Origin of the sequence: Agarivorans sp. Toyoura001 (assembly GCF_005405585.1) — a bacterium.
Classification (GTDB): Bacteria; Pseudomonadota; Gammaproteobacteria; order Enterobacterales; family Celerinatantimonadaceae; genus Agarivorans.
The window spans coordinates 1-25879 of record NZ_BJEQ01000030.1; the positions used below are offsets into that span (position 1 = coordinate 1).

Here is a 25879-nt window from a genome sequence, read left to right on the forward strand (position 1 = left end):
TGGTCGATGAATCGGTTAAGCTCTACAATGAATATAGGCCTCACGAGGCACTAAAATACAAAACGCCCGATGAAGTGCATCGAGCGTTTTAGTCAATCAAGTGTCAACCCATATCAGGACGGGTCATGTTGTATTGCGAGTAGCAACATAGTTTTCACTATATGGCCATTAGCTTATTAGTTGGTGGCTTCTTTGTTTAGTTGAGTGTAGCGAAGTGCCGGTTGGCTCAGGGTTAGTGGGTTGACGCAGCGAGAAAATAAGTGCCTAGGAATGTAGCGCTTCATAAAATGTTGAAATGACTACTTAGCTGCAACAACCTTATTACGGCCAGTTTCTTTTGCTGCATACAATGCTTTGTCGGCGCGTTTAATCCATTGTTCAATGAAACCGGAGTTAATCTCTGCTACGCCAAAAGAACTCGTTATACGCGCTTTTTCACTGAGAACTGTGCTTTCTACACTTTTACGCAAATGCTCGGCCAAGGCACATGCGCCTTTTAACCGGGTGTGTGTACATACCACAAGAAATTCTTCACCACCCCAGCGAGCTAAATAGTCGCCCTCGCGGATTTGCTGACGAATTAGGTTAGCAATGTTTACCAGTACTTTGTCGCCCTCATCGTGGCCGTATTGGTCATTCACTCGCTTAAAGTGGTCGATATCGAATAACACAATGCTAGCGGGCATACCTATATCTACATATTCGATCACAATATCACTGAAGATGCTGCTGAGTCCCGCACGGTTAAAGCAACTAGTGAGTGGATCGGTTTTGGCCATAAACTCGTAGTTGTCGCGTTCAATGCTTAAAAAGCTATTCACTTTATTTAGCTCTAGTGCATGTTTATCAGATTGCTTGTTTTGGGCTTTTACACCGCGCGATACGCTAAAAAATGCCTGAGTAATGCTAATCAACCACACCACCAGTAACGCTATATAGAGGTCTTTAGCTTGTAGCCATTTACCTTCAAGCTCTACAGAATGTAGTGATAGTTCAATATTCTTAGCCTGCTGGTTATCACCGGTAAGTAAGGTTAAATGTGTTACCCACTGGTTTTCATCACTGCTTGGTTTGTCGCGCTGAGCATACTGCCACCAAGAGGGGATATAAAGCTGGTCTAGGTCAAAACTATAAGTACCGCGCCCTTGTTGGGGTAATAGGCTTTGTTGGTAGAGGTGCAAATATTCAGGCTTTTTTTGTTGTGGGTTATACAGTTGCAGCAACAGGTTATCGGGCGCATTGCCTTGATAAGACAAGTTTATAGTGATGCTTTGATAAGCGCTTAAATCAATACCTTGTTGCTTACCATTTTGCAGATGGAATTGCATACCGCAGGCTTGGGCGCTGTCTTCGGCGGGCGTACTACAAAACAAGGTGGCTTTGTTTTGTTGTTTCAGCAATAGGCCTTTTCCCACGCGACCATCTGCTAGCTGATGTGAGAGCGAAATGGGAGAATCTTCGTGTAGGTTGAAGTTCAGCTGATGTTCCATACCAAAGTATTGCCAAAGGACTAATACCAAAGAGACTAGGAAGAGTAGCGGGTAGTAAACATCTCGTTGCTGTAAATTCATATACCAATTGAAGAGAGTAAGAGTGACTATTTATCCTCTGTTATTATCAATTAATCCTATGTTTTTTAAAGGGCTTTACAGCTCATAACGTATAAATAACCACATTTGGTGAGCGGAATAGAGCATTCAGTCTAATCTATCGTACTTAAGCTTATGTTATTTCATGGCTAAACAGCACTCATATAAAATGGCATTGCGGTTTTGCTGAATCTTTTCGATGCGCTCTGCTCTTAGGCATTCATGCTGTGTAACCGGGTATTGTTTATCCCAAGCGTGCATTAATTTGCGTTGGCTTTTGCTTAGCGTAAAACGAGAATAGTTGGCGTCCATATACAAATAACTGCGAGCAATTGGTCCGCGAGCAAGCTCTGGTGGTTGCGCTTTACGGCTCTCAATGCGCATATCACAACTGCCGAAACTAGATGCGCTATCGCTTAACATGGTGAAGTTATAGTTAGAACGCGCCGCATTTACCGCACCAATAGCAGGATAAAGGTTATACATGTCTGCCTGCATTAAGCGGTATTCGCTGTTGGCTTTTTCTGCGCAACGGCGGCCTTTATAGCTTTTTCCTTTGCTGTTTACACAGCTTGGGTGCCCTTCTCGCCACTCACTAAAACTACGACCAAAGTTTTCTGCAGGCACGACATGTTCGGTTTCATAGCGAGCCAGTCGATTAAGGTATTTGCTGGTGGAAAAGCCAGCATTTAAGCTAACATTTTTCTTCTCATCAAATGAGGCTTGGCAATACAAGGTGTTACGCATCGAGGGCTCAATATACACCTGCTGCAATAACAAACGCTTGGCGCTGGTGAAAGATTCAATGGTTTGATTTCCATCAGCAAGGGCGAGCGTCGGGAAACAAAGGGTAAGCAGCAATAAACAACGTAGTAGGCTGCTTAGGCTTGTTTTTAAGTACATCTTAATCTTATAAAAACCAAACGAACAGGCGGCAACTGTACAGGCAGTTTATAAACTCAGCTAATCATCAATAACTTAGGGGCTTAGGTTTGAGGGGGCATTGTTGGTGTGGTGTAGCAGGTTGAGCAAAGGCCAATCGTTAGTCGGAATAACTGATTGGCCTTAACTGTTTTCTAAAGACAAATGTAAACGGTGTTACTCTGCGTTTTTGCTTATCTCTTGCTCTGCGTTAGCAATAATATCGTCTAACTCAGCGCCTTCTTCGTCCATTGCTTCTTCAGAAACCGGTCGCTCTGGGCGGTTTGCAGGCTTTGCCATAATCTCTAAGTAGAAAGACGGTAGCTGTTGTTGCTCTGCTTTATCCATAGATGCGTTAATTTGTGAAACATGAATTTCTTCTGCTTCTTCTTGAGTAGGACCGTATTTACAATCAAATGCCCAAAAATCTGCACCAGCAGGCAAAGCTTTGTTCTTCTCGCGGCGAATATACTTTTTAGCATCATACTTAGCGGCTTCAATAATGCGCGCTAAGTTAAGTTTTGGGTGAGTTAGCGGGTAAGTCTTTTTCATAATAATCCTAGAAAACAGTCTAAAGCATAGAACGGACGCACACTGTAATGATTCTAGGCTATAGAGCAAGGATTAATCGAGATTGTTTGCAAAAGCACAGCATAGCCGAGGTCGAAAGCAACAAAGCCTCTTTGAGTAAGAGGCTTTTAGGTTATGGCTATGATTAGGTTATTCGAGGTTTTGGATCTATTTGTGGAGTGCCGATTTTTTGTTTTTACAAAACAATGCTTTATGGGTTTTCATTGTCGTTTTCTCGTCTTGTGTCAACGTTTGTGTCATCGTTAGGTCTTAGGCTATAGCATTCTTGTTTGAAGTAAGACGGTCATCGCTCAATCGACCTTAAACATACATTTGAACATCAAATTGCCGTGTTCTTTTATTGTGCCTCAGTGTAGCAGTAACATTATTCTAAATACACACTATGCATGTATGGTCCGGTAGCCAACTTCCCCTCGGTGGTCAATGTCCATTTCGTGCCCTCTTTTCGATCTGATGCTGCGTGAACCGTCTGACAGTATGGTTTTGACGCATCCGCCTGGGTAGGCAATAACAGTTGAGCAATCCGCTTCAAAATAAACACCGGGTTGTTTATTGGGTTTGGGGTCAGGCCTATCTTCTTGAGGGTCAACCTTAACTATTTCTATAGACTGTTGTTCAGAGAACTTACGTGTTGCTCTAGTGTAAACATTATCCTTTGAGTTGGCCAAGGTTGCTAAGGCCTCTTTAAATTGGCCAAGTTGGCGATACAGTTCTGCGCGTATTTCCGTTTCGTTTTCGATGCCAGAGTGTTCAAGCATTGTCAGTAGTACCCGCATGTTATCTATACGCGGAGCACTAAATTGAGTGTAGGGATTATCGCGATAATCAGTATTGCTTTCTCGCCACAACCAAAGCCTAAAGCTGAGCTCATTTCCAAGCTTCGTGTTATTTGCAGATAATGCTCTAAATGCATTCTTTAATGAGGGCTTTTGATAGTAGGTAATTTTATCTTGTGCTGCTGGCGAAAGCATAGCCTCTTGCTGCTTGGCTACTTGCTCATTAATCTCATTGAGCAGTTTTACAGAATAAACCTGCACGCAGTGGGCGCAAACAGCATAAGAAGTTAGAAACGACAAATCATCTGGCGTCGTTGCCCCATCAGACCAATGCTCTTGGTCATCGAGATGAAGATTATAATTAAAGGATACGAATCGGAATTTCATAGCTAAGCCACTGCAATGTGGGCATGCAACATACTGAGGTGGGGCTAATATGGTCATCGGTTTTAATTCTATAGCGCTTTAATTTCAGTACATCACGGCAGGCCACCTTGCGCAAAGGTTAATTGTATCAATAGTTTGTTTCTGTGAGAGTAGTATTAGTGTGAATAGTCGTGAATTTTTATGCGTTTGTTGTAGTGGTATTTCGTGACGCCTGTCTTTTAAACGGGTAAAAATAGCATACAAAAAGTTCATAAAGCCTTTCGTTTAAAGGGTCGAGCTTGTTCCCCTTAAAGGTGAAGACGCCGTACGAAGAGAAATGGCTCCTCAAAAAGTATTCACCTTCTTTATTGCCTAAAAAGCCGCTACATCGTTAGGTACAACAGCAAAATCGCCAACATGATATTTCTAAACGAAATTCAATAATGAATGTTGTTTCCTTTCAATAGGTTATTCTTCTTTTGTTACTTTACAGTCAAACTGTTTCAATGTTCACACTTCCTTTGGGGTTATGTGAAGAAAACTAGCTCTATTGGGGCTTGTAGAGAAAGGTTGTGTTTGCCCAATGTCTAATGTTCTGGGACTTACCATATGTATTTTGTTTGATATTATTGATGAAGCATGGAAAAGATAATTCAGGTAGTTATGGGTAAGGGAAAGTTAATGAAGTATGAGCTTGATGTAAGTAATCGTCTGAAAAATTTAATGCAGTTGGCTGCTCCTATAACAGTTGCTGATATAGAGGCTTCTATAAAAAGATTTGTGCTTAACAATAGAGAAGTAGAAACATATGCGGACTCTACCGGTTATGACTTAATCTATGATGGTGAACGCTATCCCCCTAAAGCTATATTTGGACTTGCCTTAAGCTCAATTCTCGACGAGCAAATACATTCATATCACTTTACCGGAGGATTGGGTAGCGAATGCTTTAAAGTTCTGACGAGACTGAATTTTGAAATTGTTTCCAAGGTAGGTAGGCCGATAAAAGAACTAGGTTTAACTCCTGAAAGTAAGTTCCCAAAAGAAACCCGTAAAACTAAGAGGCCAATGATTATTGGCGACATCCCAGGGATAAGAGAAGGTCATTACTTTAAGGATCGAAAAGAAATGATGCCTAGTAGTTTTCATAGGGTCTGGACATCTGGTATCGATGGGAATGGTAAACAAGGCACGGCTGCAATTGTACTTTCAGGTGGTTACTCAGATGATGCTGATTACGGTGATGAAATCGTTTATACAGGTGCTGGCGGTAACAAAGAAGGGAAGCAAGTTGGTGATCAAACTTGGTTGCAGCCTGGAAATGCTGGATTGTTGACTAGTATGGACCAGGGTCTTGCTGTGAGGGTGATTCGTGGCCATCAACATAAGTCGCCATACTCCCCAAAAAGTGGTTATAGCTATGCAGGGTTATACCGAGTTGTCGACGCATGGCAAGAAGTAGGGAATGAAGGTTTCAGAATATGTAGATATAGACTTGTATATAGTGATGAAAACCCTGATCGAATTCCTAGTGATAATACTAACTTAGAGTATTTGAAAAAAACTAATGAACGCCGAGCGGGAAGCATTCTTCGACTGGTTCGTGATACAAAAATATCTAAGAGTATTAAGAAGCTCTATGCTCATCAGTGTCAGGTTTGTGGCACAGCGATAAGAACTAAAAATGGATTTTATTCTGAAGGGGCTCATATCAAACCATTAGGCCGTCCACATGATGGTGACGATAGTGTCGATAACCTATTGTGCTTATGTCCTAACCACCACGTAATGTTTGATAAGGGAATGTTTTCTGTAGATGATGATTTTACTTTTTTAGGTGATGCAGAAGGTAGATTGATAGTCCACCCCAATCATCACATCAATTTAGAAAACTTCAAATATCATCGGAGCTCTCATGGCTACGATTAAAGTTACCTGTGGAATCATTTTTAACGACGAGGGGCAAGTATTCATCTGTCGTCGTAAGCCTGAAAAGCCAATGGGGGGCTATTGGGAATTTCCTGGTGGGAAAGTCGAAGAAAGCGAATCGTATGAGGAGTGTTTGAAGCGTGAGTTACTTGAAGAGCTTGATATGGATGTGCTTGTAAAAGAGCATTTCATGACCGTTTTGCATAATTATGGCTCTTTCAATATCGAACTAATATCTTTTCTATGTGATTACCAACGAAGCAGTTATAAATTGGTCGATCATGACAAATTTAAATGGCTAGATGTGAATCTATTGGCTAAGAAAAGGTTAGCTCCTGCGGATATTGCTATTGCAGAAAAACTAGACTCTTTTAGTTGAAGTTGGCTTCTTATTTTCATCTAGCGTGTGAGGTGATTATTGCTAACAAGCCTTTGCCCCACTCCGTGTTTCATAGCGATTGAATCACGCTTCATTAGCTCGTGAGTTGACTAATTTTATCTAATCCTTGTACCCTTTTAATATCCAAGTGCTTCTAGGGTAAAGACATTGAAATTAGGAAATATAATTAGGGACAAGTATTATTCGGTTGTTCTGAATGTACTAAATAAAAAGCTGGCCCCAGAAACCATTCCAAGAACAGGAGATAAAGCTCAACAAGTAGATTGCATAGCGGCTTACTTAAAAGCAAAAGATGGTTCCTACTCACTACTAATTGATAAAGTTCTACCAAAAGGTGTACAAGGCAGGCTGTGGAAGGGGGATGATATAGGCCACACAGACAACTCATTCATCACGTATAGCGAGTTTTCTGAAGCTGATCTCGAAATAACTCACTTTTACAAAACTTATAACCTTACCTATGACTCAACAATACAGATGATCTACAAAGGTTGGAGTCATTATTATAAGGGACTGATTTTACTTGGTAAGGCACAGCAATTTGTTTTCAATAAAAGAAAATTAGCTCGCTTTGAAAAGCTAGAAACCTTGAGAGAAATTGTAGATAAGACTGTACAAAACCCAGACTTTAGCACATCACCTATAATGCTAAATGAACTAAAACACCCATTACATTGGGTATTTCACCCAGATAAAGACCTCAACATATCTTTCAATAAACTACTGCTAGAGTCTTTAGTCGAGAGTGGAGACTTAAAATTGGACAACTTTCAATATAGTCTCACATCGCAAGCCTTGAATACCATTTCAGAGTTTGAAAAGGACGAACGAAGGCACATCCAACTTTTGAAACAACAGAACTGGATGAAGATATTAACATTTTTACTCGTTCTTATTGGCGGGGCACAAGTCTTCTTCACGTTTAGTGGGCAATAACAACCATCATCTTCCCAAGAAGTTGCCACTAAGTTAGCTGGTATTTTCAGTAAAGTGAGTCTCATTTTTAACTTATGATTACAATGCAGTTATAAGGGATTAATTCATAAGGGAATACCAGTTTGAATAAATATTTAACTTCATTATTCGATGCTATAGCTATCGATATCGAACACTTACAACGTGAATACCTGAGTGGTAACGAACTAGACTACCTTGATAGAACATTGAAATCAGAGCAAGATCTAGGACTTGATTTTTATACTAGCGATCATGGCGATAACTTGGAGTGTCTACTGCATTTTCTTATATGTCATAAAGATCTCATAATTAAGTTAATGCATGGCAATGCGAAACGCCAAATGCTTATTGAACTGTACACTTCAGACGTAATTTCAGGTAATTATGATTGCTTTCACTTTAAACTGTCGAAATTCCCGCAGACCTATCCCCCTAGTAATCAAGTCATTACCTTATACCGAATAGGCAGGGACGGAGAGTGCTCGGAGAATCTGGGGTGCTCATGGGCAAAAAGCATTGACGGTCTCAATACGTATTGTGATGCTTCAGGCTTATCCAAAGCAATGCTTAAAACCAGACCAATATTCGTTGCAACAATAGATGACTGCCAGGTGTTATTTCAGGGTAAGAGTTGTGAAGATGAGTTGGTACTACAACATGATTTCATTCTCAACAGTTTTTCTAATGCTAATGATGAATTACGGAACCAAATTGGCAGATAACGCACGAAAGTTACTAACGCGTTTATGCCCCAAAGTTTGTTACGCCCTCTTACGAATTACACGGTTACACACTGCTTTTTCCATACCAAAACTAATGGTTTTGAATCTCGACTTTACTAGTTAGTAACGAGGGAATCTTGGGATTAGTTTAGCTTCCAAGGTTTGCGCACTTTTTAACTGTATATCCGCACAGCGTTTCTGGTGTCATTTGTCAAAGCAATCAATGAAAGAAGTGGCTCGACGATTGATTGATACCGAGTAAAAAACTAAGGTAGACAATGGGTTAATATAAAATCATTAATTGATGAGCGAATGTGATAAAGGTCATATTTTTTGAGATAGGCCGCGCGCTCATTGAATGGGATAGGCCGCACGTGCGGCCTACTTAGCGTTATATGCTTAGCGTAATACAAAATCAAGGTTCAATTATGTCATCATTGTTACAATCGCTAGTTGGCCCGAATGGGTTAATATTACTTGGTGCTTTAATTAGTACTATAGGTGTCGTTTGGTCTTCAAATTTACAAACTAAAGTAAATAATAAACTTGAAGAGCAAGGAAGAGAGATAATTTCTCAAGCAGAAATTATCTCTGAAAAAAGCACTGAAATTAATGAGAAAAATGATGAATTGCTAGCTAAAAGTAGTGAGTTGCAATTGAAAAGTGATCAACTAATTGATAAAGGTGAAGAGATAAATAAGCTTAATGTTGAAATATTGAATCATACAACAGGAGGTGATAGTTACCCCGAATTAACTATTGAATCGCTGGATGGTAAGACTAATAGCGGGCAGCTAATTATTTCTAATGTTAGTGATAATTATAATATGTACGAATTGCAGGTAAGAATATATGATTTAGCATCAAAAGTACCAAGAACACTGGAGAATATGACTGGTGATGACAAGATACTAGATGTTGGAAATATCCCTGCAAAAACAGCAAGTACCCAAGGAATGATAAACCTTGGCAATATTACAGAAAAAAAATTAAACATTTTTTCTCAAACTCGAAATGGTAGCTTCGTTCAAGAACTTAGATTAAAAAAAATTAATGGAGAATGGCTTGCTGCAAGCAGAATCAAAACATTTGACGGTGAAATGTTAAAAGAAAATATTGATGATCATTTTCCATTAAACACTGAGCAAGCGGTTGAATACTAAACCGCATATAACAAGGCATTTAAACTGAACAAAAACAGTGGGTTAAGTTTCGCTTCGCTACACATTATAACCCACTATTTTAGTCCGCTTAATGCGGCGTTATAACTCATAGGAGTACTCGTGAGTAAAAATCTGAAACAGTGGAAAAATACACTCAATGTAAGCGAGATTGCTGATGGGATGAATTTTGCTCAACAAAACGCTAATCGACTATTGAGTGACGCTGAAAAACTATTTGAACTTGAAAGTTATCCGACGGCTTATTCGATAGCTGTGCTAGCAATTGAAGAGGCAGGCAAGATCTCAATCTTGCGTGAGTTAGCAGTCGCAAGAAATGGCAATGACGTCAAAGACGCATGGAAAGCTTATCGCACACATACAAAAAAGAATGTGATGTACGTATTTCCTCATTTGGTTGCAAGTGGTTGTGCAAAACTGCGTGATTTCGGTGGTATTTACTCCGATAAAAACGATTTTCCAGCGTTACTAGACGATCTAAAGCAAGTCGGATTTTACACAGATTGTTTAGGTCAAAAACATTGGTCAGTCCCTAGCCAAGTAATCAACGAAGAAGCTGCAGATGATATTCTGAGAGTTGCTCGTATTTTGTGTAAGCATCGAACATATACGCAAAAAGAGATTGAGCTTTGGGTTAAACACATCAAACCTGTTTGGAAATCTTCAATGCCAGAAATGCAAGTGGCTTTAAAAGTATGGTTCAACGATATGCTCAATGAGGGTTTGGTGAAAGAATCTGATATCTCTTTCGAAGAGTTTGTTGGCTAAATGAGTTATAACAAAGCGTTTAAGACAGATTCCCAACGCATGGCGTTTTACATTCCATCGTTGGGTATTGTGTTTACGGTGGTTTGGTTAGGTTTCGTGGTAGCGTTGCTCACTACTTAACGCGGCGTTAATACTGAGTATGCATAGCTTTGGGTTAGCGAAAACATTACAGCATAAATTACTTTCCTAACGCGTTTATGTCCAGATGCGTGTTACAGCGAATGGTGTGCAACACGCCTTTCCCCGTAGCTTGTACTGCTGTTCTCACCAAAATAACAGCAGACTTCCAGTAAACTGCTAACATTTAGAGAATGTTAGATGATAAGGAAGTCACTAATGAAATTTATGTTCTCTGTACTGCTAATGCTGTTTTCAGCAAGTTCTTTTTCCCAGACTGTTATTCAAACTTACGATGAAGCACGTGTTAAATACTTCTGGAATTCTCTCTATAAAGACGGAGGACAAACAATCTATTGCGGTCAAGACTTCACAGACAGAGCTGGCTTAAACATTGAGCATATTTATCCTGCATCTTGGATAGCAGAACATTTTGGCTGTTATAACAGAGACTCATGCCCAGTAGATGCCTATCACTTTGCAAGCGCAGACCTTCATAATCTTTGGCCTTCTAGAGCAGACATTAATAAGTCACGTAGCAACCACCCCTTCGGATCTTTACCGAAAGATACGCACAGGGTAAAAACAGATGTCTGCGACGACTATGAAAAAGTGGGAGGTTTAGTAGAACCCAGGGATAGTGTTAAAGGTGATATAGCTAGGACAATTTTCTATATGCATTTGGCGTACGGTCTGCCCCTTAAGATAGATCGTAAAAAGCTTACTCAGTGGCATGACAGCGACCCTGTTGATCAACACGAGTTAGATAGAAATAAAGCGATTACAAAGATTCAAAAACGAGGGAACCCATTCATTTGCTATGAGGATTGCAATGGTCCTAAACCAAGGGCTATTGAACCTCGATAGAATTGATTGATTGTAGCTGGCTGCATAGAACTGAAAGCCAGCACAGAAGCTATACTGACTATAATTGCTGAACTCGAGGTTAAGTAAATAAAGCTTGGTCACCTTTAGAATATGTATCGATCAAATCTTGTTCCCTGTTGTCTAGATAGCTGACAGTGGTTTCAGGCCTGCTGTGGTTTAACAAAAGCTGTAACTCTTCTAAAGTTACGCCGTGTTGTTGTCTTAATCTTGAACCGGATTTTCGTAATGAGTGGGTTCCAAGGTTGATTCCACCGAGCTTTCCATTTTTTTTTCGCCAGGTGATTACGGTTGCTTCTATTTCTGTCATCCATCGCCAGGCTGTTTGGCGACTAACTGGAAGGTGTCGATTGCCGTAATTACTTTCAAACAAATACTGATCTCTGGGGTATTTGCATCTCATCTCATTGAGTAACTTAATTGCGTGCTCTGTGAGTGTGATAGTCTTCCATTTTGACGTTTTTCTCTCCTTGATTGTGAACTCTCCGCGCTTGAATGCCTCATCTATTTGAGCGGTTGTTATGGCAAGTAAGTCGCTAATTCGCAGTGCCCATAACGCCGTTAGTTCAGCTAACCAGCGGGCTTTTAAACCATGGTTTTTCTCAAGGGTTTCTAAGATGATAGTGAACTCTTGCTTGTCTCTTGCCGCGTGAACTCGAGCCATGTAATTTTCCTGTTTCTGAGCTTTAACACCACCTAACCCACCAGTACACCAATAGTTAGGTAATACATTGTTAAGTACCGCGATACTTGGTTGCAGGTGGTTTAGGTGGGGTGTGTTTTGTTAAAGTTAGGCTTTAATATTCATCGGTACAGGGACGTAGTAATGATTTACATTGCCTCGTTTAACCGATTTCAGTCTCTTTTCTTTTACTAGCATCATTAGCGCTTTACCAATAGCACGATTGTTTTTAGTGCTTTCACCAATTAATTCGCAGATACGTGTACTAGTTAAAGGAAGTACATGGCGATTTTCACTGGTGCTACTAAAAAACTTATCTTCTAGCACGCCGTACCACTCCCCTTTATCCGAGTGCTTGGAGTTGATGCTAACCATTTGCGTTAATGCTTCTTGGCTTAAGTGCCAGCTGTGTTTTTGTAGGTAAAGATGCTTAACTTCCAACCAAAACTGCTTTAATAATTGCGGATTACTAAGTTTCAAAGAGCCAGCACTATCATACTGCCAGCCTAGTTTTGTATTAAGCGATTCAATATCCACCGAAGAAGCTAATTCGATAACAGCAAAACGAGAACTACCTGTTTCGTCTTTTAGAAAATCGGTGCCGTTCACTGTGGCTATAAAGTGAGTTTGCCTTATTTTTTTAATGTCACTTTTTGCATAAGGAGGCCTCACTGTGTCGACACCTTTAGATAGGAAGGCCTTTAAACTGCCTTGGTTGTTCTTTGTAGAACGTTCGAGTTCGCCAAGCTCAACTGCTAAGCTGCGAATACATGAAAGCACACTGTCTTTATTGTCAGGGTTAAGCTCTGCACCTTCTAAAAAAGCACCTTCAAATACATTTGCTATTCGCTCTATAAATGCTGATTTCTTAGCAGATTGAGGACCTTGTAGTATAGGAACTAACTTGGACTTAAAGTTATCTTCATATATAGAAGCAACAACTCCCACTAACCAAGTTGTTAGCACAGTGTTTGCTAGTTCGGGGAACTTCGCATTTAGGCTAGAGAGAGCCGATTCTACTCGTGGTATACCATCCCAAGAGCTGTCTAAATAGTTAGCAAAGGGGTGGTAAGGCGCACTTTCTGCAACGGCTATTAAGTGATCTTCTATTGTTGATTTTGCTAATCCTGATTTTGCTGCAAGGCTGATGAGGAAACTACGCCTTCCTTCATCGGTAAGCTTTGTTTGCTGGTCTTGGAAAAATATTTCCGTTTCTAAAGTCATTAAATTTAGCATGGCTTTAATTTTGTTAGCTCTTAGTAACGCTTTTAAATTGTCGGCGGTATTTAAAGGCCGAATCTTTCCTGTTGCGGTTTCCTCAATGTCTGGAAAGTTGACTTCGATTGTCATTGCTTCCTCCGGCAAGATAAATGATTAGCAAGAGGCTTCTGGTTCGTTGCCTGGAAGTAATCTATTAACCAATCTAATTGTGATAAAAACCTAGAACACTTAGTCTGAGTCTCTTTCCAAGGTGGCGATATTACATTAGCGGTAAGTGTGGAAATGCTTTTAGTATTTCCTGAGCAAAGCACAATCGTTGATTGGGGATAAGCTGCTGTCAAAGTACCTAATGCTTTGAGAGTATTCATTCGTTTGGGTATACACCCCACAGCTATATCAGCTTGCTTTGTAAGTAGATTGGCCGTCCAAACACTGTCAGTTAACAGAATAACTTCGGTCTCTCTCCAGTTGGACTTTCTATGCCTAATAGGGTCAGCAGCCTGTAGTTGTCTTAAGTTTTCTCGAGTTTTATTTAGTAAGGCTATGGCTTTTACTTGCTCAGGTGAACTAGATGGCAAAAAGCGGTGTTGATTTAACATCATTACCCTCCGTAACTGCATAGTAGAGATAGCAAAACGAATAGAAGGGTTAACTCACATATCATTTTTACCATCACCTTTACTGAGAGTATTGATGATTGATTCTGTTTTTTTTGGCTAACGACCTTACTTTGCATTTGCAAGGTACCCCGCTTTAGCTGTGTCTTCTATCCATTGCTGTAGTTCAGAAAGTTTCCAGGCAATAGTTCTAGGACCTAGGTTAATGCGTTTAGGAAAAGTGCCTTGTTTTTCCATTTTCCAGCGGCGCTGGCGAGAAAGGCCGGTGATTTGAGCGCATTCACGCTCTCGTACAAAGCGGTTAGTTAGTTGCTGAGTCATATATGAACTCCATAAGTAAATTGAGGTTCTATAGTGACTTGAGCTAGTTGAGTTAACGAAGGTAAGGGATATACCTTCGTTAAATTAGAGTGGTTATATCTTCGTAAATAAAGACAAGCTAAGATTTCATGTGGGTATGCTTCTCCCACACTGTACGAGAGTTTTTAGCCGTGTCGTCGCTGGATTGCTGGAGTTAATAAGAGAATGGTTGGTATTAATGGATAACTAACTCGAAGCTGATATTTCTCTTTGATTTGTCTCGCTTTTCAACCTCGGAGTCATTTATCCAGCTTTCTATTGTTGTTTGCTCCGGGACTTGGCTTTTACAAGAAAATATGTCTTTTTGCTGCTGAAGAATTTTCTCAGCTATTTTGACTGTTGAGGCGCTGGGGTATTTGGAGCGGGTTTTTGATGCGATAGCTAGTACTGTTTTGTAGGCTTCTTTGTTACTTTTCATCGCCCCATTGTTTTCCCAGGCGGTTTGATTTTTTATGTCGTTAAAACCATGTGTAAGGAGCTCATTAAGTATCTCTCCATACTCCATTTTTCCTAATGACATGCCTAGCTTTAAGGCTTCACAAATTGAATGTGAAACTAGGTTATTTATAAGCTCACTGTCTGGGTGATTTCTTAGCACATCGGCAATCTGCAAACTCTGTTGGCTCAAGCTTTCCAATGTATATTTCGATTCTCCTAAGCCGTTAAGGTGCTGTTTACTTTCATTTCCAAGTTGAGTTTGAAGAGAATCGAGATTTTCTTGTAGATTGCTATGTGAAGCCAAGTGAAAAGGCGGAGAGTGTTTTAAGTTGGCCTGAAGTTTCTCCGCAAAAGGGCGCAAATTACTTTTTTGAAAAGGCTTATCGAACCAATCCAAATAAGTTCCACCCTGTTCACTCAGGGTTTGTTTCATTAGTTCATCGGGTCCTTCCATAAGAAGTTTAATAGGGTCGTAATGACTTAGTATTTTTACTTCCGGTATGTCACGCATTGTTTATTATTACCTTCAAAGTTTGACTTAGTTTATCCAACGCCGCCTTTCTCTCTTTCAAGTAGTCGTGGCGATCGTAAATACCTTCAACGCCTTTGAGTTTATGATTGAGGCAGCGCTCTGCGATATGACCAGGCGTTCCTTGTGCGGCTAATAAGCTTCGACAAGTTCGGCGCAAATCATGAATAGTGAAGTGTTCTATACTTGCTTTTCCAAGCATGTTCTCGTAAGGCTCTTTGTTGCTATCAACTTTTTTTCCAAACATTTTTGCAAGAGCGTGATTTAGCGTGTCGTCGCTAATATACTCGCGTCGCCTGCTGAGCCTACGAGAAGGGAAAACATAATCTGAGCCACAAGCGTGAACCTTGAGCTCTTTGAGCCAGTCCGTACATGGCTCAGGTAGAGGTACCGTGATTGCCACACCTGTTTTATTTTCAGCGGGCATGTGCCATAGCTGCTTTTCTAAGTCGAAGTGCTCCCACCTTGCTGAAATGAGTTCACCTTTGCGTACCGCTAAGCAAGTGAGTAGTGCAATTGCGAGATAATTCTGGCGGGTGAAAATTAAGGGGTTATCTCGCAGTACTTTAAATACAACCGCTAGTTCTTCAAGTGTGAGCATTCTATCTCTGGCTATGCATACGCCTCCTGCGTCAGACTGAGTAAATGCCTGAGCTGGGTTGTGAATTAGCAGACCTAATTTTACCGCATGCCTAAACATCTGTTTGGCATACATGAGGGTTTGATTGCCTGTTGAGGGGCGTCCACTGTCAACAATGGCTTGAATAATATCCCTGATATCAGTGGGCTCTACATCCTTAGGTGCTAACTCGCCAATGAGCGGTTTTAACTCATTGGTGTAGATTCTTTTCGGAATATGAGGATGCTTTAATCGGCGCTTTATATCCGTTTCAAGCCAATCCTCAAACAAATCATTGACTGACTGAAAGTGATATTGTTTTTTGCGGTTTTTAGCTCGAGCTGCTTTAGGGTCTATGCCGGCTGAAATCTTATCGCGTAATTGAGCGGCCTCTAGCTTGGCGCTAACGATTGAGACATGAGGATAAGATCCATCTAAGGAAATCTGACTTCTTTTCCCATTAATGGTGTATTTAACTACCCAAGATGGCTTACCCCGAGCTATTCGAAAATAAAGCCCAGTATCAAGGGACTTCATAACGGGGTCGCCTTTACGGATAAGGGCGTCTAGTTGTTTGTTGTTCACCAAGCTGTCCTTAGTGATGACACAAAATTAAAAAACAGTACTAAAAACTACTTAATAAAAAATGTGTCATCGTCTGTGTCATCATCTTCAGATGAACTAAGGATAACAAAGATAAACACTAATTTACAAATAAATCCTTATTAACCAAGGTGTTAGTTGTGTTTCGTGTCAGTGGAATACTGATATAAACCTTATTCTAGGTTTTGGATCTGTTCTCTCATTTGCTCGATTAAAACCTTAAGCTCTACCGCGGCTTGAGTGATCTCGGCGTTAATCGATTTAGACGCTAGGGTGTTTGCTTCACGGTTAAACTCTTGCATCATAAAATCGAGGCGTCGGCCGCAGGCGCCGCCTTTTTTAAGGATTTTTTGCGTTTCGCTTACGTGTGAATCTAGGCGATCTAGCTCTTCCGCCACATCAATTTTTTGCGCTACCATAATCATTTCTTGCTCGATGCGCTGCGGGTCTAGCTCGTCAATCACATCGGCTAGGCGGGTTTTTAAGCGCTCGCGCTGCCATTGCATCACTGCTGGCATTTGCTCACGAACAAAGGCCACTTGCTCGGTAATCTTATCAAGGCGGGTGGTAATCATCACCGCGGTATTTGCCCCTTCGCTGGCGCGGCTTTCAATAAATGCCGTTAGCGCTTCTTGCCAGCCAGCGAGTAGCTCTTTGCTAATGGCGTCGGCGTCTTGCTCGGGGGTTTCCATTACGCCAGGCCAGCGCAGTATGTCTACTGGGTTAATTTGCCCGCCCGCTTGCTGCTGTACCCATTCGGCATTTTGAATAAGTTGTTCGGCAAGGGTTTTATTTAACTGCAGTTCGCCACGGTTGGCTTGGTCGGCCTCGAAGCGCAGATTACATTCAACTTTACCGCGCTGTAGGGCCTTGCGGATTTTGTCACGCAGCACTGGCTCTAGGGAGCGAAACTGTTCTGGCATGCGCCAGTAAGTTTCTAGGTAACGTTGGTTTACGCTGCGAATTTCCCATGTTGCACTGCCCCAATCGCCTTTAAGTTGGTGACGTGCGTAGCCTGTCATGCTGTGGATCATAGTTGAATGCCCTTAATAAATTTGCTCGATTATAGCGGCTATTGGGCGCTTAGTCAGTCTAGGCGTGACCAAGTGCGATAAAAGCCTATATAATAGCCGCGAATTTTAAATTACAGGGTTATTACCATGCGTCCGAACGGAAGAGCTGTTGAACAAATGCGTCCAATTACTATTACTCGAAACTACACGGCGCACGCCGAGGGTTCTGTTTTGGTCGAGTTTGGCGATACTAAAGTGCTATGTAATGCCTCGGTAGACGATGGTGTGCCACGTTTCTTAAAAGGTAAAGGCCAAGGTTGGATTACCGCTGAATATGGTATGTTACCGCGCTCTACCCATAGCCGTATGGGCCGTGAAGCTGCTCGTGGTAAGCAAAGTGGTCGTACTCAAGAAATCCAACGCCTAATTGGTCGCTCACTGCGTGCTGCAGTTGATTTAGAAGCGCTTGGCGAATACACCATTGTAGTGGATTGTGACGTTATTCAAGCTGATGGCGGTACACGTACAGCGGCTATTACTGGTGCTTGCGTAGCCTTGCAAGATGCCATTTGGTGGATGATAGAGCAGAAGAAGCTAAAAGTGAGCCCACTTAAACAGCTTATTGCTGCAGTATCGGTAGGTGTTGTAGGTGGCGAAGTAGTTTGTGACCTTGAGTACACCGAAGATAGTGTAGCTGAAACCGATATGAATGTTGTGATGTGTGAAGACGGCAACATGATTGAAGTACAAGGTACTGCCGAAGGCGCACCATTTAGCCATGAAGAGCTGCTTGAAATGCTAGCCTTTGCCAAAGAGGGGATTAGCCAAATCAATACTGCCCAGCGCGAAGCCCTAGCTAAGTAATTGAGAGAAGAAGATGAAAGCTTATCAACGAGAGTTTATTGAATTTGCTTTAGCCAAAGGCGTATTAAAATTTGGCGAGTTTACCTTAAAGTCTGGCCGCACTAGCCCTTACTTTTTTAATGCGGGTTTGTTTAATACTGGTCGAGATTTAAACCGCTTAGGCAAGTTTTACGCGGCGGCTTTGCAAGATTCAGGTATTGATTATGACTTGGTATTTGGCCCAGCTTACAAAGGTATTCCTATTGCTACCACTACTGTGGTTGCTTTAGACGAGCACCATGGTAAAGATGTGCCTTACTGCTTTAATCGCAAAGAAGCGAAAACTCATGGCGAAGGCGGTAGCTTGGTAGGCTCTGAGTTAGCTGGCAAAATCATGCTAGTGGATGATGTAATTACTGCCGGTACTGCGATTCGTGAATCTATGGACATTATTAATGCCCACAACGCTGAGTTAGCCGGTGTGCTTATTGCCTTAGATCGCCAAGAGAAAGGTAAAGGCGAGCTGTCGGCAATTCAAGAAGTTGAACGCGATTACAGCGCTACGGTTATCTCGATTGTTAAGTTGGCTGATTTAATCACCTACTTAGAAGAACAAAGCGATAATCAAACAGCACTAGAGGCAGTGAGCGCTTATCGCGAACAATACGGTATTGCTTAGCATTTATAATATCTAAACCTAAGGCGGCTTTGTTAAGTCGCCTTTTTTTTGGCCAAAATGCGGTATTTATCACCCGCTATATTGATGCTTTTGTTTTTAATGGATAGAGTAGCGATGCTTAGGGTTAATAACCCTGTATTTTCGGAAATTGCATGTAATTCAGAGAACTAAGGAAGTCTCATGTCTGTTGAACTCAATGCCACAAAAACTCAAATCTCACTGCTCGTTTCAAACGCCTTAACCGCCATTAAAAACCGCAGCACCGACTCTCAGTGGGAGCAAAAAGTAAAAACGGCTGCTGATAAGCTTGCCCACTTAAGCAAAACAATTAAAAGCTCAAAGAGCAATGTGCTTAATATTGGTAAAGCTCAAGAAAAAGCAGCTGCGCCACAGCATCGTTTTAGTGCTAGGCAATCAACTAACAGTAAAGTTGCCAATATGAATGGCTTAGAAAACGCGGTTAATAGTGCGATGAAAAAGATAGGTAAACAGCTTAAGGATGAATCGATTAAGTCGCCTTTTAAAGACAAAAAAGCGTATGAGTTAATGGATATGCTGGCCGGTGAAGTCAGTTCTTATGACAAATTACTTAGCTCCTTAGATAGCTTGGCGAAAACTGCCGCTAAAACCACGACAACTAGTCACGCAGTGGTGATTCAAAACAACACTATGCTATTAAAAACGCAGGGTGTTAATGGGCCAAGCATACTCATGTTAGCGGCGTTATCGTTACGCGTAGTGGCGATGATGTTAGCCACCAAGCAACAGTAGTCATGCCGCCAGTGCGAGCTTTAAAGCTGTTCGGCGCAAGCTTAAACAGCTTTGAAGTGCTTATGAGTGCTCGTTTTCTCTGCTTGCCATTCGCGCTCCCACTAAACTCGCTACCAGTATAGCCATATAGAATTGACCAAAGATCGCTTCGCTGTAAGTAAAAAATCGACTAATGGGCGTATTAGGAGTGATTTCGCCATATCCTAGCGTGGTTAACGTAACAAAGCTGAAGTAGATGAAGTCAGTCATTTGGGTGCTCCAGTGCTCGGTGGGCACGCCATTAAATGCATCGTTAAACCAAAAATTAAGTATGGTGTACAAGTGGGCCCAGCCTAGGCCTATCAGTAAAAAGATACAGATAGCCCCAACGATTTTATTGCTGTCGATATTGCCGGTAAACAGCACTTGCTTTAAGGCTGTCCACGTTGTCATCACTAAAAAGCAGAATACGATGCTTAGATACAAGCTCACTAAGCCTTCAGCCTCAAACCAATAACTAAAAAAGGCCAAGGTAGTACTGGTGAGCAAAAACCCTAAACCAGTTACATACCAAAGTCGTTTGCCTTTGGCTTGCCACACTCCTGCTGCTAGCACTAATACCATGGCGATTTGCAGAAACTTAAAGCCATCGCCTTGCCAAAATTGGTCAAGACAAGCCGCCAAAAAAATATAGCCAACAAGCGCAATAGTAAGAAAATAGAAGTTGTTTTTGTCGCTCCATTCTATGAGCTTTTTCATCTTGTTAACCTAATATCAGTGGTTTAAAGAGTAACTTAGCAAATTTATTCCATCGCCGCTTACTAATTAAGTGCTGTATAAAATTTGTTCTTGCTCGCAACTATAGGGTTTGGCGCTTCATCTGTTTGATGTAAATCAAGCCAACTTGTCTTAAGCAAAACGAAAGTGTTTTGTGGCTCTACTATAGTAAGTATCAGGGCTTAACTAGAGAGCGGAAGATGCGATTTAATCAACTTAATTTATTGCTCGAACATTTTGTAAGTTGCCGTGAGGCGATGCAAGCCATGTATCGACGATTAGAGCTTAATGCTGATTCTGAGCGAGTACGTATGCTGCTCAATTATTTGCAGCATCAGGAGCGAGAAAACGCCGCTCATTTACAAGCCTTTATTAGCCAAGCTAAGCCAGAGCTATTAGACACCTGGACAGATATTCGGTTAGAGCAAGACCTCTTAGATAAGGTGGCTAAACTGAGTAAACCCGCCGATATGACAAGTGATGATGTGGGTAGCTTGGCTTTAGAGCTTAGCGAACAATCTCTAGGCTTATTACGCTTAGCTAAAGATGAACTCACCATGTTGGGTGCTAGGCAATTTTTAGCAAACTTAATTGAGCATCAAGAAAAACGCCAACAACAAATGGTGCATGCTACTCATCGCTTAGACGATATTTAGCGACACAATGTAGTAACAAAAAAGCACAGCCTAGGCTGTGCTTTCTATTTGGAGGAGAGAGCCGTTTAGCTGGCTACTTTTTCCAAATGTATATCCATTTGTGGGAATGGGATCTCGATACCTGCATTGTCTAATGCTACTTTGATGTTTTCATTTAAATCAAAGTACACACCCCAGTAATCAGCACTGTTTACCCATGGGCGAACCACTAAGTTTACTGAGCTGTCAGCCAATTCAGACACACCAATAGTGATGTCTGGATCTTTAAGTACTCGAGTATCTGCTTCACATACTTCACGCAAAATGGCTTTGGTTTTAGCCAAATCGGCGTTATAGCTAACACCAACCACCAAGTCTACACGACGGGTAGGATGGGTAGAGTAATTAACAATATTGCCACCCAATACAGAACCGTTTGGTACCACAACTTGCTTGTTATCTGGCGTTTTTAATACCGTAGTAAAAATTTGCACTGAAGCAACAGAACCAGAAGTACCGGCAATTTCTACGTAGTCACCCGCTTTGAATGGGCGGAAACCAATAATTAGTACGCCGGCAGCAAAGTTAGATAGTGAACCTTGTAGTGCCAAACCAACGGCTAAACCAGCGGCACCAATAATGGCAACAAAAGAAGCAGTTTGAATACCAATGCGCGATAGCGCTGCAATGATAACAAAAGCAACAATCACGTATTTCACCATTGAGCCAACAAAATGGCTAATGGTTGAGTCGAGGTTGCGGGCGTTCATTAGTTTTTCTACGCTAGACGCCATTACGCGCGCTACGATCATACCAACAAACAGAACAACAATAGCGGCAGCAATATTAATTGCGTATTGCATTAGCAAGTCTTGGTTGTTTTCCAACCAGCTTGTGCCTTGATTTAGTACGTCCATGTTTTTAGACCTATTAGTGTTAAAAGTTGCTACAAATTTAGCAGCTTTTTGATTACAAACAAGTGTCTAATTTTTTTACAGAAAGCACAAAGTACGCCCAGCATGAGATGCATGGGCGCAATGTTTTGAACGCGGGTTTAACCTTGAATCAACTGTTGCTTCAAAAAGCCCCAGTGAGTATCAAATTGTGCGGTTGGCTCAAGTTTAAATTCACTGCGAACATACTGGCTAATTCGGCCTTCGGTATAAGCCAGCAATAAAGTGGCTAGGCTGTTTTCTTCAATCAAGAAACCTTGGCCTTCGCGTAGGCGGCGTTCGCGTAATACTTGTTTTAGCTGCACTTCTATTTTTTCAAATAAAATACTCACACGAGCGCGTAAACGTTCGTGCTCACCTTGCAGGGCGTCACCAGTTAAAATGCGGCTTAAGCCTGGGTTACGCTCGGCAAACCCGAGTAACAACATAAGAATGTGCTGACAACGGTTAAGTGTATCTTTTTGCTCTTCTTGAATCAGATTAATGCGTGATAACAAGGTTTCTTCTATAAACTCTATTAGCCCTTCAAACATGCGTGCTTTGCTTGGAAAGTGGCGATAAAGCGCGGCTTCTGATACACCGACTTCTTTAGCCAAACTGGCTGTGGTGATGCGTTGTCCGTGGCTGGTTTCTAACATGCGCGCAAGCGCCTGCAGAATTTGTTCGCGGCGATTGCTTTTTGGTTTTCCCGCCATTTTTATTGTAATCCTTTTTATTAGTCTATTAGCGTACTACTTGATAACCGTTTATTGGGTGCCCGAATGGCCAAAGCCACCTTCGCCGCGCTGGCTGGCGGTAAAGTCTTCTACTATTTCAAAGCTAGCTTGTACCACGGGTACAAAAACTAACTGGGCGATGCGCTCGCCGGGTTCAATAGTAAAAGTGCTTTGTCCGCGGTTCCAGCAAGACACCATTAATTGTCCTTGATAATCTGAGTCGATAAGTCCGACGAGGTTACCTAGTACAATGCCGTGTTTATGGCCAAGGCCAGAACGCGGTAAAATGGTGGCTGCAAGCGTAGGGTCAGCAATATGAATCGCAAGGCCGGTAGGTATTAGCTCGGTTTGACCGGGGGCTAATGTTACGGCTTGGTCTAGGCAGGCGCGTAAGTCCATGCCGGCCGAGCCTGGCGTTGCATATTCTGGCATTGGAAAGGTAGTGCCAATTCTTTGGTCTAGTATTTTTAGTGCTATTTGGGTCATTTTTTTATTTTGATTATTGTGCAGCGTACTGCTTGGCAACCAGTGCCAGTAATTGTTGTGCCAGTGCCGATTTATCAGCTAGGTCTAATTGCTGATGGCCGGTTGGCCAAAATACCGTTAGGGCATTTTGTTCACTATTAAAACCTTGTTCAGGTTTTGATACGTCATTGGCGGCGATCATATCTAAATTCTTTCGCGCCATTTTATCTTGTGCATAGTGGCTAACATCTTGGGTTTCTGCCGCAAAACCTACCGTGAAAGGCTTTTTGGCTAAACTTGCAATGGTGGCCACAATATCTGGGTTTTTCACCAAACGTAATTGCATCTCGTCGCTTTCATCGGTTTTCTTGATTTTCTGCTCGGCCACGTCGGCAACGCGATAGTCGGCGACTGCCGCACAGGCGATGAAAATGTCGCATTGGGCTGCATTTTCAAGTGCTGCGTCTAACATTTCTTGCGCGGTATTAACTGCCACTTTTTCTACGCCCTTTGGCGTAGCAAGATTAACTGGACCTGATACCAAGGTTACGTTGGCACCAAGTTGCTGAGCTGCTTCGGCTAAAGCAAAGCCCATTTTACCCGAGCTGTGATTGCTAATGTAACGCACTGGGTCAATGGCTTCGCGAGTTGGGCCAGCGGTAATCATTACATTGACGCCGTTTAGCACTGGAGGTGCTTTTGGAGCAAACATGGCTTGTACGTTTGCCAATAACTGAGCGGGCTCTAGCATTCTCCCAGGGCCTACATCACCACAGGCTTGCTCGCCTTGAGCTGGGCCCCAAATGGGCACGCCGCGTTGCTTGAGAAGGCTTAAATTGGCTTGAGTTGCCATCGCTTGATACATTTGTTGATTCATTGCTGGAGCAATCACAATCGGGGCATCTGTAGCGAGGAGCAATGTACTGACTAAATCGTCGGCTAAACCATGGCTAAATTTGGCAATGCTATTTGCCGTGGCAGGCGCCATCAATACTAAATCTGGCCATTTGGCATAAGCAATATGACCCATTGAGGCTTCTTGAGCGGGGTCTACCACTTCTTGCCCCACCGGTTCGCCAGATACCGCTTGCAAGGTTAACGGGGTAATAAAGCTGGTGGCGTGGTTAGTCATTACCACTTTTACTTCTGCGCCCTGCTCTTTTAAGCGACGCACAAGCTCTGGCATTTTATACGCTGCAATACCGCCGGTTATGGCGAGCAGGATCTTCTTTCCCGTTAACATGCTGATACCGAAATATTAATCACCGTTTGATATCGGCAAGCCTATCACAAAACTTAAGATCTCCGCATACACAAGGTGGCAGTTTCGACTACGCTTATTTTTACTGATTCATCTGTTATTACTATTTTATGGCAATAAGTGATTGGCCCGCCGAACAACGTCCTAGAGAAAAGCTATTAAACCAAGGAGCTGAGAGTTTAAGTGATGCTGAACTACTGGCGATTTTTTTACGCGTAGGGTGCGTGGGATTAGATGCAGTGAGTTTGGCGCAGCATTTACTCACTCAATTTGGCTCCTTAAGAAAAGTATTAGCAGCTGATCAACAGCAGTTTTGTGCTGAACGCGGTATGGGCAGTGCAAAATATGCACAACTGCATGCCAGCATAGAAATGAGTCGGCGGTATTTGTTGGCCGAGATCAGTGAAAATAGTGTGCTGAATACTGCTGAATCGGCAAAAAACTACCTTTCTATGGAATTATCTCACCATCAACGTGAAGTATTTGCGATATTGCTTTTGGATAATCAGCATCGGGTGTTACAATTCGCGCCGCTATTTTTCGGAACGATTGATGCCGCCAGTGTTTATCCACGGGTGGTGGTACAGCGGGTATTAGAAAAAAATGCCGCTGCAGTAATATTTGCCCATAATCACCCCTCGGGTGTGGCCGAACCAAGTTTGGCCGATAAGCAAATAACTACTAAATTAATCAAGGCTTTAGAGCTAATCGATGTTCGAGTTTTAGACCATGTAGTGGTCGGCTGTGGAGAGACTGTGTCTTTCGCCGAGCGCGGTTGGATCTGATCTTTGTTCAATTTTTAGTTGATCTAGGGTTCTATTTCCTGTATAAAATGCGGCCTTTCTGTCGTCCCGGGCGACGGCCTAACGGGGCATGAACAGATGCTCGAGCAGAAGTACATATTTGGAGAAGACTGACATGTCTAGAGTATGCCAAGTTACTGGTAAAAAACCAGCTGTTGGTAACAACGTATCGCACGCAAAAAACCGCACTCGTCGTCGTTTTTTGCCTAATCTACAATCTCACCGTTTTTGGGTAGAGACTGAGAAGCGTTTTGTTAAATTACGCGTATCTACTAAAGGTATGCGCATCATCGACAAGAAAGGTATCGACGCTATTTTAGCTGAGATGCGTGGTCGTGGTGAGAAGGTATAAGGAGCTAAATAATGGCTAAAGGTATTCGCGAGAAAATTCGTTTGAACTCATCAGCTGGCACTGGTCACTTCTACACCACTGATAAGAACAAACGTAACATGCCTGAGAAAATGGAAATCAAAAAATTTGATCCTGTTGTTCGTCAGCACGTTATGTACAAAGAAGGCAAAATCAAATAGATTTTGGCTATTATGTAAAAAAGCTCAGCTTAGGCTGGGCTTTTTTTTGGCCTTTTGTCCCGTCCGGAAATAGGTTGACATAAAGAGGACTTCTTTATGACAACACCCATTAACTCAAGCCGTAAGCGCACACAACGAGATTACACCTTAGCCTTTAAATTAGGTGTTGTAGCGCGCATCGA

At 42.0% G+C, this 25879-nt stretch carries 32 protein-coding genes; 16 read left to right on the forward strand and 16 right to left on the reverse strand.

Annotated elements, in window-relative coordinates:
• The coding region (locus FFR00_RS21735; RefSeq protein ID WP_137674858.1) for an integrase core domain-containing protein at positions 1-92 on the forward strand (92 nt) is incomplete at its 5' end.
• Positions 93-299: 207 nt separating this feature from the next.
• Here FFR00_RS21735 and FFR00_RS20960 read toward each other — a convergent pair.
• The 4 genes from FFR00_RS20960 to FFR00_RS20975 form a co-directional block, all read right to left on the reverse strand.
• On the reverse strand, positions 300-1571 hold the full coding sequence (locus tag FFR00_RS20960; RefSeq protein ID WP_137675369.1) for a GGDEF domain-containing protein: 1272 nt from the start codon (positions 1569-1571) through the stop codon (positions 300-302).
• A 156-nt stretch (positions 1572-1727) separates the two neighbouring features.
• On the reverse strand, positions 1728-2492 hold the full coding sequence (locus FFR00_RS20965; RefSeq protein WP_137675370.1) for an endonuclease: 765 nt from the start codon (positions 2490-2492) through the stop codon (positions 1728-1730).
• Between the two features lie 195 nt (positions 2493-2687).
• On the reverse strand, positions 2688-3062 hold the full coding sequence (locus FFR00_RS20970; protein WP_137675371.1) for a DUF6172 family protein: 375 nt from the start codon (positions 3060-3062) through the stop codon (positions 2688-2690).
• Positions 3063-3481: 419 nt separating this feature from the next.
• Positions 3482-4264: a hypothetical protein gene (locus tag FFR00_RS20975; RefSeq protein WP_137675372.1), complete on the reverse strand. Its 783-nt coding sequence runs from the start codon at positions 4262-4264 to the stop codon at positions 3482-3484.
• Between the two features lie 618 nt (positions 4265-4882).
• Here FFR00_RS20975 and FFR00_RS20980 point away from each other — a divergent pair.
• The 7 genes from FFR00_RS20980 (at position 4883) to FFR00_RS21010 (ending at position 11184) form a co-directional block, all read left to right on the forward strand.
• A complete protein-coding gene (locus FFR00_RS20980) occupies positions 4883-6172 on the forward strand; it encodes a YDG/SRA domain-containing protein (RefSeq protein ID WP_201798786.1) in 1290 nt (429 codons plus the stop codon).
• On the forward strand, positions 6159-6551 hold the full coding sequence (locus FFR00_RS20985; protein WP_137675373.1) for a (deoxy)nucleoside triphosphate pyrophosphohydrolase: 393 nt from the start codon (positions 6159-6161) through the stop codon (positions 6549-6551). Before FFR00_RS20980 ends, FFR00_RS20985 begins: the two co-directional genes overlap by 14 nt.
• 168 nt (positions 6552-6719) lie before the next feature.
• Positions 6720-7508, forward strand: a complete 789-nt coding sequence (locus FFR00_RS20990) for a hypothetical protein (protein WP_137675374.1) — start codon at positions 6720-6722, stop codon at positions 7506-7508.
• A 122-nt stretch (positions 7509-7630) separates the two neighbouring features.
• Positions 7631-8251 (forward strand): hypothetical protein, encoded by a 621-nt coding sequence (locus FFR00_RS20995; protein WP_137675375.1) that lies wholly within the window; start codon positions 7631-7633, stop codon positions 8249-8251.
• A 428-nt stretch (positions 8252-8679) separates the two neighbouring features.
• Entirely contained in the window at positions 8680-9414 is a 735-nt protein-coding gene (locus FFR00_RS21000; RefSeq protein ID WP_137675376.1) for a hypothetical protein, read from the forward strand.
• A gap of 120 nt (positions 9415-9534) precedes the next feature.
• Entirely contained in the window at positions 9535-10200 is a 666-nt protein-coding gene (locus FFR00_RS21005) for an AbiV family abortive infection protein (RefSeq protein WP_137675377.1), read from the forward strand.
• A 336-nt stretch (positions 10201-10536) separates the two neighbouring features.
• Positions 10537-11184 (forward strand): endonuclease, encoded by a 648-nt coding sequence (locus tag FFR00_RS21010; RefSeq protein ID WP_161985222.1) that lies wholly within the window; start codon positions 10537-10539, stop codon positions 11182-11184.
• A gap of 79 nt (positions 11185-11263) precedes the next feature.
• On the opposite strand, the gene FFR00_RS21015 is transcribed toward FFR00_RS21010, so the two are convergent.
• The 7 genes from FFR00_RS21015 to FFR00_RS21045 all read right to left on the reverse strand — a co-directional run bounded on the left by FFR00_RS21015 (position 11264) and on the right by FFR00_RS21045 (position 17305).
• Positions 11264-11866: a tyrosine-type recombinase/integrase gene (locus FFR00_RS21015; RefSeq protein WP_137675379.1), complete on the reverse strand. Its 603-nt coding sequence runs from the start codon at positions 11864-11866 to the stop codon at positions 11264-11266.
• Between the two features lie 126 nt (positions 11867-11992).
• Complete coding sequence (locus FFR00_RS21020; protein ID WP_137675380.1) at positions 11993-13234, reverse strand: VapE domain-containing protein; 1242 nt, start codon at positions 13232-13234, stop codon at positions 11993-11995.
• Positions 13231-13707: a hypothetical protein gene (locus FFR00_RS21025; protein ID WP_137675381.1), complete on the reverse strand. Its 477-nt coding sequence runs from the start codon at positions 13705-13707 to the stop codon at positions 13231-13233. The genes FFR00_RS21020 and FFR00_RS21025 overlap by 4 nt, the downstream gene beginning before the upstream one ends.
• Positions 13708-13830: 123 nt before the next feature.
• Positions 13831-14043 (reverse strand): AlpA family transcriptional regulator, encoded by a 213-nt coding sequence (locus FFR00_RS21030; RefSeq protein WP_137675382.1) that lies wholly within the window; start codon positions 14041-14043, stop codon positions 13831-13833.
• A 214-nt stretch (positions 14044-14257) separates the two neighbouring features.
• Complete coding sequence (locus FFR00_RS21035; protein ID WP_137675383.1) at positions 14258-15031, reverse strand: hypothetical protein; 774 nt, start codon at positions 15029-15031, stop codon at positions 14258-14260.
• Positions 15024-16253, reverse strand: a complete 1230-nt coding sequence (locus FFR00_RS21040; RefSeq protein ID WP_137675384.1) for a site-specific integrase — start codon at positions 16251-16253, stop codon at positions 15024-15026. The genes FFR00_RS21035 and FFR00_RS21040 overlap by 8 nt, the downstream gene beginning before the upstream one ends.
• A 191-nt stretch (positions 16254-16444) precedes the next feature.
• On the reverse strand, positions 16445-17305 hold the full coding sequence (locus tag FFR00_RS21045) for a YicC/YloC family endoribonuclease (protein WP_137675385.1): 861 nt from the start codon (positions 17303-17305) through the stop codon (positions 16445-16447).
• A gap of 126 nt (positions 17306-17431) precedes the next feature.
• On the opposite strand from FFR00_RS21045, the gene rph reads away from it, so the two are divergent.
• The 3 genes from rph to FFR00_RS21060 all read left to right on the forward strand — a co-directional run bounded on the left by rph (position 17432) and on the right by FFR00_RS21060 (position 19577).
• Positions 17432-18148 carry a ribonuclease PH gene (gene rph / locus FFR00_RS21050; protein ID WP_137675386.1) on the forward strand — a complete coding sequence of 239 codons (717 nt, stop codon included), beginning with the start codon at positions 17432-17434 and terminating at the stop codon, positions 18146-18148.
• A gap of 13 nt (positions 18149-18161) precedes the next feature.
• Positions 18162-18806: an orotate phosphoribosyltransferase gene (pyrE, locus tag FFR00_RS21055; RefSeq protein ID WP_137675387.1), complete on the forward strand. Its 645-nt coding sequence runs from the start codon at positions 18162-18164 to the stop codon at positions 18804-18806.
• 180 nt (positions 18807-18986) lie between these two features.
• Positions 18987-19577, forward strand: coding sequence for a hypothetical protein (locus tag FFR00_RS21060; RefSeq protein ID WP_137675388.1), 591 nt, complete (start codon positions 18987-18989; stop codon positions 19575-19577).
• Positions 19578-19637: 60 nt separating this feature from the next.
• On the opposite strand, the gene FFR00_RS21065 is transcribed toward FFR00_RS21060, so the two are convergent.
• Positions 19638-20315 carry a potassium channel family protein gene (locus FFR00_RS21065; protein WP_137675389.1) on the reverse strand — a complete coding sequence of 226 codons (678 nt, stop codon included), beginning with the start codon at positions 20313-20315 and terminating at the stop codon, positions 19638-19640.
• A 218-nt stretch (positions 20316-20533) separates the two neighbouring features.
• On the opposite strand from FFR00_RS21065, the gene FFR00_RS21070 reads away from it, so the two are divergent.
• Complete coding sequence (locus FFR00_RS21070; RefSeq protein WP_137675390.1) at positions 20534-20989, forward strand: hypothetical protein; 456 nt, start codon at positions 20534-20536, stop codon at positions 20987-20989.
• A gap of 65 nt (positions 20990-21054) precedes the next feature.
• On the opposite strand, the gene mscS is transcribed toward FFR00_RS21070, so the two are convergent.
• The 4 genes from mscS to coaBC all read right to left on the reverse strand — a co-directional run bounded on the left by mscS (position 21055) and on the right by coaBC (position 24345).
• The gene (mscS, locus tag FFR00_RS21075) at positions 21055-21885 is read right to left on the reverse strand and encodes a small-conductance mechanosensitive channel MscS (protein ID WP_137675391.1); all 831 of its coding nucleotides are present in this window, start codon (positions 21883-21885) and stop codon (positions 21055-21057) included.
• 137 nt (positions 21886-22022) lie between these two features.
• Entirely contained in the window at positions 22023-22616 is a 594-nt protein-coding gene (gene slmA / locus FFR00_RS21080; protein ID WP_137675392.1) for a nucleoid occlusion factor SlmA, read from the reverse strand.
• Positions 22617-22667: 51 nt separating this feature from the next.
• Complete coding sequence (gene dut, locus FFR00_RS21085; protein WP_137675393.1) at positions 22668-23123, reverse strand: dUTP diphosphatase; 456 nt, start codon at positions 23121-23123, stop codon at positions 22668-22670.
• Between the two features lie 13 nt (positions 23124-23136).
• The gene (gene coaBC / locus FFR00_RS21090; protein ID WP_174235979.1) at positions 23137-24345 is read right to left on the reverse strand and encodes a bifunctional phosphopantothenoylcysteine decarboxylase/phosphopantothenate--cysteine ligase CoaBC; all 1209 of its coding nucleotides are present in this window, start codon (positions 24343-24345) and stop codon (positions 23137-23139) included.
• A gap of 128 nt (positions 24346-24473) precedes the next feature.
• On the opposite strand from coaBC, the gene radC reads away from it, so the two are divergent.
• The 4 genes from radC to FFR00_RS21110 form a co-directional block, all read left to right on the forward strand.
• Positions 24474-25148, forward strand: a complete 675-nt coding sequence (radC, locus tag FFR00_RS21095) for a DNA repair protein RadC (RefSeq protein WP_137675395.1) — start codon at positions 24474-24476, stop codon at positions 25146-25148.
• 133 nt (positions 25149-25281) lie between these two features.
• Positions 25282-25518, forward strand: a complete 237-nt coding sequence (gene rpmB / locus FFR00_RS21100; protein WP_137675396.1) for a 50S ribosomal protein L28 — start codon at positions 25282-25284, stop codon at positions 25516-25518.
• A 23-nt stretch (positions 25519-25541) separates the two neighbouring features.
• Positions 25542-25697 (forward strand): 50S ribosomal protein L33, encoded by a 156-nt coding sequence (gene rpmG / locus FFR00_RS21105; protein WP_343212515.1) that lies wholly within the window; start codon positions 25542-25544, stop codon positions 25695-25697.
• A 96-nt stretch (positions 25698-25793) separates the two neighbouring features.
• Positions 25794-25879, forward strand: an 86-nt coding sequence (locus FFR00_RS21110) for a valyl-tRNA synthetase (RefSeq protein ID WP_137672878.1), incomplete at its 3' end; no start/stop codon positions are given.

Excerpts from the sequence above, each read along its gene's own strand:
- FFR00_RS20970 (WP_137675371.1), bottom strand. The coding sequence starts at position 3,062 with ATGAAAAAGACTTACCCGCTAACTCACCCAAAACTTAACTTAGCGCGC.
- rph (WP_137675386.1), top strand. The coding sequence starts at position 17,432 with ATGCGTCCGAACGGAAGAGCTGTTGAACAAATGCGTCCAATTACTATT.
- FFR00_RS20985 (WP_137675373.1), top strand. The coding sequence starts at position 6,159 with ATGGCTACGATTAAAGTTACCTGTGGAATCATTTTTAACGACGAGGGG.
- FFR00_RS21045 (WP_137675385.1), bottom strand. The coding sequence starts at position 17,305 with ATGATCCACAGCATGACAGGCTACGCACGTCACCAACTTAAAGGCGAT.
- FFR00_RS21025 (WP_137675381.1), bottom strand. The coding sequence starts at position 13,707 with ATGATGTTAAATCAACACCGCTTTTTGCCATCTAGTTCACCTGAGCAA.
- coaBC (WP_174235979.1), bottom strand. The coding sequence starts at position 24,345 with ATGTTAACGGGAAAGAAGATCCTGCTCGCCATAACCGGCGGTATTGCA.
- FFR00_RS20965 (WP_137675370.1), bottom strand. The coding sequence starts at position 2,492 with ATGTACTTAAAAACAAGCCTAAGCAGCCTACTACGTTGTTTATTGCTG.
- FFR00_RS21035 (WP_137675383.1), bottom strand. The coding sequence starts at position 15,031 with ATGCGTGACATACCGGAAGTAAAAATACTAAGTCATTACGACCCTATT.
- FFR00_RS20960 (WP_137675369.1), bottom strand. The coding sequence starts at position 1,571 with ATGAATTTACAGCAACGAGATGTTTACTACCCGCTACTCTTCCTAGTC.
- FFR00_RS21020 (WP_137675380.1), bottom strand. The coding sequence starts at position 13,234 with ATGACAATCGAAGTCAACTTTCCAGACATTGAGGAAACCGCAACAGGA.
- FFR00_RS21010 (WP_161985222.1), top strand. The coding sequence starts at position 10,537 with ATGAAATTTATGTTCTCTGTACTGCTAATGCTGTTTTCAGCAAGTTCT.
- slmA (WP_137675392.1), bottom strand. The coding sequence starts at position 22,616 with ATGGCGGGAAAACCAAAAAGCAATCGCCGCGAACAAATTCTGCAGGCG.
- radC (WP_137675395.1), top strand. The coding sequence starts at position 24,474 with ATGGCAATAAGTGATTGGCCCGCCGAACAACGTCCTAGAGAAAAGCTA.
- FFR00_RS20980 (WP_201798786.1), top strand. The coding sequence starts at position 4,883 with ATGGAAAAGATAATTCAGGTAGTTATGGGTAAGGGAAAGTTAATGAAG.
- FFR00_RS21065 (WP_137675389.1), bottom strand. The coding sequence starts at position 20,315 with ATGAAAAAGCTCATAGAATGGAGCGACAAAAACAACTTCTATTTTCTT.
- mscS (WP_137675391.1), bottom strand. The coding sequence starts at position 21,885 with ATGGACGTACTAAATCAAGGCACAAGCTGGTTGGAAAACAACCAAGAC.
- rpmB (WP_137675396.1), top strand. The coding sequence starts at position 25,282 with ATGTCTAGAGTATGCCAAGTTACTGGTAAAAAACCAGCTGTTGGTAAC.
- FFR00_RS21070 (WP_137675390.1), top strand. The coding sequence starts at position 20,534 with ATGCGATTTAATCAACTTAATTTATTGCTCGAACATTTTGTAAGTTGC.
- FFR00_RS20975 (WP_137675372.1), bottom strand. The coding sequence starts at position 4,264 with ATGAAATTCCGATTCGTATCCTTTAATTATAATCTTCATCTCGATGAC.
- dut (WP_137675393.1), bottom strand. The coding sequence starts at position 23,123 with ATGACCCAAATAGCACTAAAAATACTAGACCAAAGAATTGGCACTACC.
- FFR00_RS21000 (WP_137675376.1), top strand. The coding sequence starts at position 8,680 with ATGTCATCATTGTTACAATCGCTAGTTGGCCCGAATGGGTTAATATTA.
- FFR00_RS21060 (WP_137675388.1), top strand. The coding sequence starts at position 18,987 with ATGTCTGTTGAACTCAATGCCACAAAAACTCAAATCTCACTGCTCGTT.
- FFR00_RS21030 (WP_137675382.1), bottom strand. The coding sequence starts at position 14,043 with ATGACTCAGCAACTAACTAACCGCTTTGTACGAGAGCGTGAATGCGCT.
- pyrE (WP_137675387.1), top strand. The coding sequence starts at position 18,162 with ATGAAAGCTTATCAACGAGAGTTTATTGAATTTGCTTTAGCCAAAGGC.
- FFR00_RS21015 (WP_137675379.1), bottom strand. The coding sequence starts at position 11,866 with ATGGCTCGAGTTCACGCGGCAAGAGACAAGCAAGAGTTCACTATCATC.